The sequence below is a fragment of the Kiloniellales bacterium genome (assembly GCA_030064845.1).
Lineage (GTDB): Bacteria > Pseudomonadota > Alphaproteobacteria > Kiloniellales > JAKSDN01 > JASJEC01.
In genome coordinates this window covers 20,540-27,596 of the sequence record JASJEC010000083.1, presented here as the reverse complement: position 1 = coordinate 27,596, position 7,057 = coordinate 20,540, and the positions used below count along the sequence as shown (strand labels likewise).

Genomic DNA, 7,057 nt, shown 5'->3' with positions numbered 1-7,057 from the left:
CGCCCTGGACATTGGCGCCGATCAGCGCGTCCCACTCCGCGTCGCTGGTCTCGGCGACGGTCTTCTCGATCTGGATGCCGGCGTTGTTGACCAGGATGTCGATCCGGCCGAAACGCTCCAGTGCCGCGTCGCGCAGCGCTTCCACCTCGGCCTTCACCGAAACGTCGGCCCTGAGCCAATGGGCCTCTGCCGGAAGGCTTTCCGCCGGTTCCCTGCGGCTGCAGGTCAGGACCTCCGCGCCTTCCGCGACGAAACGCTCGACGATGCCCCGGCCGATCCCCTGGACGCCGCCGGTAACCAGCGCCGCCTTGCCGGCCAGGCGGCCGGTCACAGGTCCAGGACCAGGCGAGCAGACTTGGAACGCGAGCAGCAGATCGTCATCAGCTTGTTGGAGTCCCGCTCCTCGTCGGTCAGCACCTCGTCGCGGTGCTCGGGCTCGCCCTCGACCACGTCGGTCAGGCAGGCGCCGCAGATGCCTTCCTGGCAGACCGAATCGACGCTATGGCCGTGGTCTTCCAGGACCTCGAGGATCGTGCGGTCGGCCGGCACCTTATAGGTCTCTCCGCTCTTCGCCAGCACGACCTCGAAGCTCTGGTCGTCGGCAGTGTCGAAGTTCTGGGTCGCCTTGAAGGACTCGAAGTGGACGTTCTCCGCCGGCCAGTGCGCCGAGGCGGCGCGGACCGCGTCCATCAGGCCGGTCGGCCCGCAGCAGTAAAGGTGCGTGCCCGCCGCAGGCGCCTTCAGCAGAGCGGCCACGTCGAGCCCCTTGCTGGGATCGCCGCCGTCGTAGTGGAAGCGGACGCGGTCGGCGAAGGGCGCCGCTTTCAGAAACTCGGCGAAAGCCGCCTCCTCGGGGCTGCGCGCGCAGTAGTGCAGCTCGAAGTCCGCGCCCTTGGCATGGAGGTGGCGCACCATGGCCAGGATCGGGGTGATGCCGATACCGCCGCCGATCAGGAGGTGCCTGGTCGCGGCCGCGGCCAGGGGAAAGTTGTTGTCCGGCCCGGAGATCGGCAGGACGTCGCCTTCCTTGACCTGGTCGTGCATGCAGGCCGAGCCGCCGCGCCCCTCGTGCTCGCGCAGGACGGCGACCTGGTAGACACCGTTGGCGCCCGGCTGGTTGCACAGCGAGTACTGCCGCGCCATGCCGTTCGGCAGGTGGACGACGAGGTGGGCACCGGCCTCGAAGGGCGGCAGATCCGCACCATCCTGCGCGACCAGCTCGTAGGAGCGGATCCGAGCGGCTTCCTGCAGCACCCGCCGAACCAGAAGCGGCCTCTCGGTAAGCGACGACATCACCACGTCCTCCACGTAACTCTCAGCAGGCGGCAATACACCGCCCGTCCTTCCCGACGCAAGTCTCGCGATTGATCAGAGGCGCATCTGTTGCGCCTGCGCGGTGAGGCCGCCGTCCAGGACCCAGAGCTGGCCGCTGGCATAGCCGGCCTCGTCGGAGGCCAGCCAGAGCACGAGGTTGGCCACGTCCTCCGGCGTTCCATAGCGTCGCACGGGATGTATGTGGCAAATCTCCTGCTTCAAGCTCTCCACGTCGCCGGCCTCGCCGAAAAAGGACTGGAGCATGGGGGTGTCGATGTAGCCCGGACAGACCGCGTTGCAGCGGATGCCCTCGGGGCCGTGGTCTACCGCGATAGCCTTGGTCAGCGCGTGCACGCCGCCCTTGGAGGCGCAGTAGGCCGCCAGGGCCGGGTCGGCCATGAAGCCGTCGTAGGAGCCGAAGTTGACGATCGACCCGCCGTCCGCCTTGCGCAACAGGGGCAGGGCGTGCTTGCAGGTGAGGAAAGTGCCTTTGAGGTTGATCGCGATCAGGCGGTCCCAGTCGGCTTCGCTGGTCTCCTCGATGGTCTTCTCGATCTCGATACCGGCGCAGTTGACCAACACGTCGAGCCGGCCGAAGCGCGCCTCGACCGCCGCCATGGCTTCTTGCACTGAGGCCGAGGAGGTTACGTCAAGCTGCTGAAAGACATGGTCGCCGGTCTCGGCCGGAGCGAGGTCGCCGACCACGACCTCCGCCCCCTCCCGGGCGAAGCGCCCGGCAACGGCGGTGCCGATGCCGCCGGTGCCGCCGGTGATCAGCGCGACCTTGCCGGCCAGCCGTTCCCCGCCCGCCATCACGCTTCGACCGCCGACTCGTAGGCGTCCAGCAGCAGGCCGTGGAAATGGTGCACACCGTGCTCGCTCAGCCCGCTTTCCTCGGGGTCGGTCATGAAGCGCCCGCTCTCGTAGGCCGGCGTGCGCATGCCGCGCTGGACGCTCTCGACGATCTCGATGTCCTCGCGCTGGAGCACCCGGTCGATGTAGTCGATCGCCTCCTTCTGCTGCGCGTTGGGCTCGCCGTGCAGGAAGTAGAAGTCGTAGGTCTCGAAGGTGGTCTCCGGCCCGGTCGGCACGACGTTGAGCACCATGAGGTTGCCCTCGCCCGGATAACGCAGGAGGCAGGTGTTCGGCCAGAGCCACCAGACCGCGTGGTCGGTAACGTCGGCGCCCTCGATGGCGTAGGCCGAGTTGTCGGTCTTGCGGGCCTTGGCCATGTGGCTGGAATAGATGCCGTGGGTCTTGACCGAATAGGTGTCCATCTCGACCAGGCTCACGAAGTCCTTGTGCGCCGTCGGGCAGTGGTAGCACTCGAGGAAGTTGTCGACGACGTTCTTCCAGTTGGACTCGATCTCGTAGGTCAGCCGGTAGGCGTGGGTCAGCCGGTCGAGGTCGGGCGCCCAGGCGTGGATCTCCGTGGCCAGATCTCCGGACAGCTCGGCCAGGGCCGGGGCCTCGGGATCGAGGTTGACGAAGATCAGCGTGCAGAACTCCTCGATCCTCACCGGCATCAGGCAGATCTCGCTCTTGTTGAAGTTCTCCACGTACTCGGCCCGGCGGGCGGAGCGCAGCTTGCCGTCGAGGCCGTAGGCCCAGGCGTGATAGGGACAGGTGATCATCTTGACCTTGCCCTCGCCCTTAAGCAGCTCGTGGGCCCGGTGCTGGCAGACGTTGTAGAAAGCGCGCAACGCGCCCTCGCCGTCGCGCAGCGCGAGCAGGCTCTGGCCTTGGACCTCGAAGGCGAGGTAGCTGCCCGGCTCGCGCAGCTTTTCGGCGTGGCAAACGAACTGCCAGGTCCGATGGAAGATCGCCTGCTTCTCGATCTCCAGATAGCGCGGCTCGGTGTAGCACCGGCCTGGCAGGGACCAGGAGCGCTGCGGTGCCGTGTCGAAGCCCGCCTTGATGCGCGAAAATTCTTGGGATTGCAGAGTCATGGAGCCCCTCCTTCCTGAAACATCTCAATCGCCGCGCGCTCCAGCTTGAACGCCGGCGCCTCGTTGGCCCGCAGGTCGAACTCCCGGGCCAGCTTGTGCCCGGCATAGGTGGCGTGGACCACGGCGCCGGGCACATCGCAGTCGCCGATCTTCTGAAGCGAGCGGATGCCCGCGGCCTCGAGGTCCCCGGCCCTGCCCTTCAGCGCCTGGTAGAGCGCATCGTTCGGCCTGCGCGCGCCGACGGTCAGCAGATGGGCCGCCTCGATGTTTTCCTCCCGGCCCGTGTACTTGCAGGCGGTCGCCACGCTGGCGCCGTCGAAGCCGGTCACGAAGCGGCCGGTGACGATACGAACCCCGCACTCGATCAGGCGGCTCTGGGCATACCATTGATCGTGGGTCTTGCGCGACCAGCCGGAGACCTCGTCCCCGGGCGTCACGAAGGTTACCGCGTGCCCCTCTTCCGCCAGGCGCTCCGCCAGGCAGCTTCCGGTCACGTAGAGCTCGAAGTCGTAGATCACCAGCGGCCCGGCGATCCCGGTTCCGCCGTAGACGTCGTCCGGCGTGAGCACTCTGGCGCCGTTCGGCGGATCGACCGCCACCATGCGCCGGTCCATCAGGGCCGGCACCCAGGCGGCGCCGGTCGCCAGAACCACGCGCGGGAAGCCGAACTCGAGGACCTGCTCGGCCTCCAGACGGCTGTCGAGGTAGAGCTCGACGTTGGTCATGGCCCGGAGCTGGCCAAGGCGCCAGTCGCGCACCCGGATCCAGGTCGCGAGGCCCGGCAGGCGCGATTCGTTCAGCAGGCGTCCGCCGAGCTCGGTGCCGGCTTCCGCCATGGTCACGGCATAACCGCGCTGCCCGAGCGCGCGCGCCGCCTCGAGCCCGGCCGGCCCGCCGCCGACCACGAGTACCGCGTCCTCCGAGGCCTTGGCGGGGATGACTTCGGGATGCCAGCCGCGGCGCCACTCCTCGCCCATGGTCGGGTTCTGGGTGCAGCGGATCGGCACGCCATCGTGGTAGCAGGAGTAGCAGATGTTGCAGCCGATGCACTCGCGGATGTCCTCGAGCCGCCCCTCCTCGATCTTCCTGGGCAGGAAGGGATCGGCGATCGAGGGCCGGGCCGCGCCGATCAGGTCGAGCACGCCGCGCTTGACCTGCGACACCATGGCGTCGGGCGACGTGAAGCGGCCGACGCCGACCACCGGCTTGCTCGTCATCTGCTTGGCGAAAGCGACATAGGGCTCCTGATAGCCTTCCTCGGAATAGCGCGCGTTGGAGCTGTCGCGGTAGCCGAAGGTCTTGAGGTCCCAGAGATCCGGCAGCTCGCCCAGGTGCTCGAAGACCGCCTTGCCCTCGTCCTCCCACTGCAGTCCGAGCGGACCCATGAGCTCGTCCACCGAGAGCCGCACCGCCACGGCGCAGGTCTCGCCGACGGCCTCCTTGGTGTCCTCGATCATCTCCTTGAGCAGGCGCAGCCGGTTCTCGATCGCGCCGCCGTACTCGTCGCTCCGCCGGTTGGTGCGGCGGGAGAGGAACTGGTAGGGCCCGAAACCCATGCCGCAGTAAACATAGACCAGGTCGAAGCCGGCTCTTTGCGCCCGTTTCGCCGCGTCGACCTGCCAGCGCCTGAGGGTCCTGATGTCCTCCTTGTCCATGGCCCGCGTTTGCAGCGGGAACTGTCCGCCGCCCGTGCCCGACAGGTACTGCAGACCCGAGGGCGATTGCGGCATCTCCCTCGTCAGGCGGTTGTTGGTGGTCGACATGCCGTAGAACAGCTCGACCCCGGCGAGCGCGCCGTGCTCGTGCACGGCCTCGGTCATGACCGCGAGGTTGCGCACGTCGTCCTCGTCCCACAGTCGGGCATAGCGCCGCGGCAGGTCGTCGGCCGACGGATGGATCGAGCAGTAGCCGGTGCAGACCACGGCCCAGCCGCCCTCGGCCCGGATGCCACGGAGACCGGCCCGGATATGCGGCCAGTCGTTGCCCGTGCTGCTGGCGTGGGGCACCTGGTAGAAGCGGTTGCGCGCCGTCACCGGGCCGATCTTCACCGGCTCGAAGAGGATGTCGTAGCGCGGGTCCCGGGCCATCGCGATGGCGCTCCTGCTCCTTGCCTTCTCAAGCGGCATCACTCTAGGCTGCCGCCGAAGATTCTGTATCGCAAACTCGACGCGATCCATTCCATCGAATCAAGCGGACCGGAGAGGTCATGCCACGGCCGGGCAAGGCGGGCACAGCGAGGGCGAGACGGCGCAACCGTGCGGAGCGGGCGGCGGAGCAGGCCAAGGTCACGCTCCGGCCCTTCAAGCGCACGGTCAACCCCTATGCGCCGATCGAGCCGCTCTCGGCGGACCAGGTCGAGGCGATCCACGAGGCCTCGCTGAAGATCCTCCGGGTCCACGGCATGATGATCCACTCGCGGCGTGCCCGGGACATCCTCGCGCAGGCAGGGAACAGCGTCGATCATGGCGAAGGCATGGTTCATTTCGAAGCGGGCTTCATCGAGGAGGCGCTGAGGACGTCGCGCCCGAGCTACACTTACAAGGCGCGCAATCCCGAAAAGTCTCTCACCATCGGCGGCAACAACATCAACTTCGCGCCGGTCGGCGGCCCCTCCTTCACCTCGGACCTGGACCGCGGCCGGCGGGCCGGCACCATGGCCGAGCTCAGCGACTTCATTCGCCTGATCCAGATGCTGGACATCCTGCATATCGGCGGTGGCGGCTCCTTCGAGCCCCTCGACCTGCCGGTGGAGACCCGGCACCTGGACCGCTCCTACGCCGCGGCGACTCTGACAGACAAGGTCCACGGCGCCTCGCTTCTGGGCGCGGCCCGGGCTCGGGACGCCCTCACCATGGCGGCCATCGTCCATGGCATCGACGTTGAGGACCTGCCCGGCGGCGATCAGGTCATCCTGACGGGCAACATCAACACCAACTCGCCGCGCCAGCTCGACGAGCCCTTGACCGACGGCATGCTGGTCCTGGTCGAAGCCGGCCAGGCGATCATCGTCACGCCCTTCACGCTCCTGGGCGCCATGGCGCCGACCACCATCGCCGGCGCGCTGGCGCTGCAGAACGCCGAGGCGCTCGCCTGCCTCGCTCTGATCCAGACGGTGCGGCCGGGCGCGCCCATGGTCTACGGCGGCTTCACCTCCAACGTCGACATGAAGACCGGCGCGCCCGCCTTCGGCACGCCGGAGTATGTCAAGGCGACACTGGCGGGCGGTCAGATGGCGCGGCGCTACAACCTGCCCTACCGCTCGTCGAGCACCAACGCCTCCAACGCGGTCGACGCCCAGGCCGCCTACGAGAGCGAGATGTCGATCTGGGCCGCGGTCATGGGCCACACCAACATCGTCAACCACGCCGCCGGCTGGCTCGAAGGCGGCCTGGTGGGCTCGTTCGAGAAGCTGATCGTCGACGCCGAGATCCTGCAGATGATGGCCGAGTGGCTCGAGCCGCTGAGGGTCGACGCCGACCAGCTCGCCTTCGAGGCGATCGGCGAGGTGCCGCCCGGCGGCCATTTCTTCGGCGCGGCCCACACCCTGGAGCGCTACGAGAGCGCCTTCTATCCGCCGCTGGTCTCGGACTGGCGCAACTTCGAGACCTGGCAGGAGGACGGCGCGCGGACCGCCGCCGAGCGCGCCAACGGGATCTGGAAGCAGATGCTGAAGGACTACGAGCAGCCGCCGCTCGACCCGGCAACCGACGCGGCGCTCCGAGCCTTCATGGCGAAACGCAAGGAAGAGATCGCGCGGGACGGGTTGTAGGCGCATGCGTGACCGCCGCGCCACG

6 protein-coding genes are annotated in these 7,057 nt (G+C 68.1%); 1 reads left to right on the top strand and 5 read right to left on the bottom strand.

Going from position 1 to position 7,057, the window contains the following annotated elements:
* The 5 genes from QNJ67_20560 to QNJ67_20540 all read right to left on the bottom strand — a co-directional run.
* Positions 1-331: SDR family NAD(P)-dependent oxidoreductase (locus QNJ67_20560; protein MDJ0611379.1), on the bottom strand; the 331-nt coding region annotated here is incomplete at its 3' end.
* Positions 328-1,293, bottom strand: a complete 966-nt coding sequence (locus tag QNJ67_20555) for a PDR/VanB family oxidoreductase (protein ID MDJ0611378.1) — start codon at positions 1,291-1,293, stop codon at positions 328-330. The genes QNJ67_20555 and QNJ67_20560, both read right to left, overlap by 4 nt.
* Before the next feature lie 75 nt (positions 1,294-1,368).
* Entirely contained in the window at positions 1,369-2,127 is a 759-nt protein-coding gene (locus QNJ67_20550) for an SDR family oxidoreductase (protein MDJ0611377.1), read from the bottom strand.
* Positions 2,127-3,263 carry a ring-hydroxylating oxygenase subunit alpha gene (locus QNJ67_20545; protein MDJ0611376.1) on the bottom strand — a complete coding sequence of 379 codons (1,137 nt, stop codon included), beginning with the start codon at positions 3,261-3,263 and terminating at the stop codon, positions 2,127-2,129. The genes QNJ67_20550 and QNJ67_20545 overlap by 1 nt, the downstream gene beginning before the upstream one ends.
* Complete coding sequence (locus QNJ67_20540; protein ID MDJ0611375.1) at positions 3,260-5,350, bottom strand: FAD-dependent oxidoreductase; 2,091 nt, start codon at positions 5,348-5,350, stop codon at positions 3,260-3,262. Before QNJ67_20540 ends, QNJ67_20545 begins: the two co-directional genes overlap by 4 nt.
* A 119-nt stretch (positions 5,351-5,469) precedes the next feature.
* On the opposite strand from QNJ67_20540, the gene QNJ67_20535 reads away from it, so the two are divergent.
* Complete coding sequence (locus QNJ67_20535) at positions 5,470-7,032, top strand: trimethylamine methyltransferase family protein (protein MDJ0611374.1); 1,563 nt, start codon at positions 5,470-5,472, stop codon at positions 7,030-7,032.
* Positions 7,033-7,057: the final 25 nt, after the last annotated feature.

Coding starts and splice junctions, on each gene's coding strand:
- QNJ67_20555 (MDJ0611378.1), bottom strand. CDS start 1,293: ATGTCGTCGCTTACCGAGAGGCCGCTTCTGGTTCGGCGGGTGCTGCAG.
- QNJ67_20545 (MDJ0611376.1), bottom strand. CDS start 3,263: ATGACTCTGCAATCCCAAGAATTTTCGCGCATCAAGGCGGGCTTCGAC.
- QNJ67_20540 (MDJ0611375.1), bottom strand. CDS start 5,350: ATGGCCCGGGACCCGCGCTACGACATCCTCTTCGAGCCGGTGAAGATC.
- QNJ67_20550 (MDJ0611377.1), bottom strand. CDS start 2,127: ATGGCGGGCGGGGAACGGCTGGCCGGCAAGGTCGCGCTGATCACCGGC.
- QNJ67_20535 (MDJ0611374.1), top strand. CDS start 5,470: ATGCCACGGCCGGGCAAGGCGGGCACAGCGAGGGCGAGACGGCGCAAC.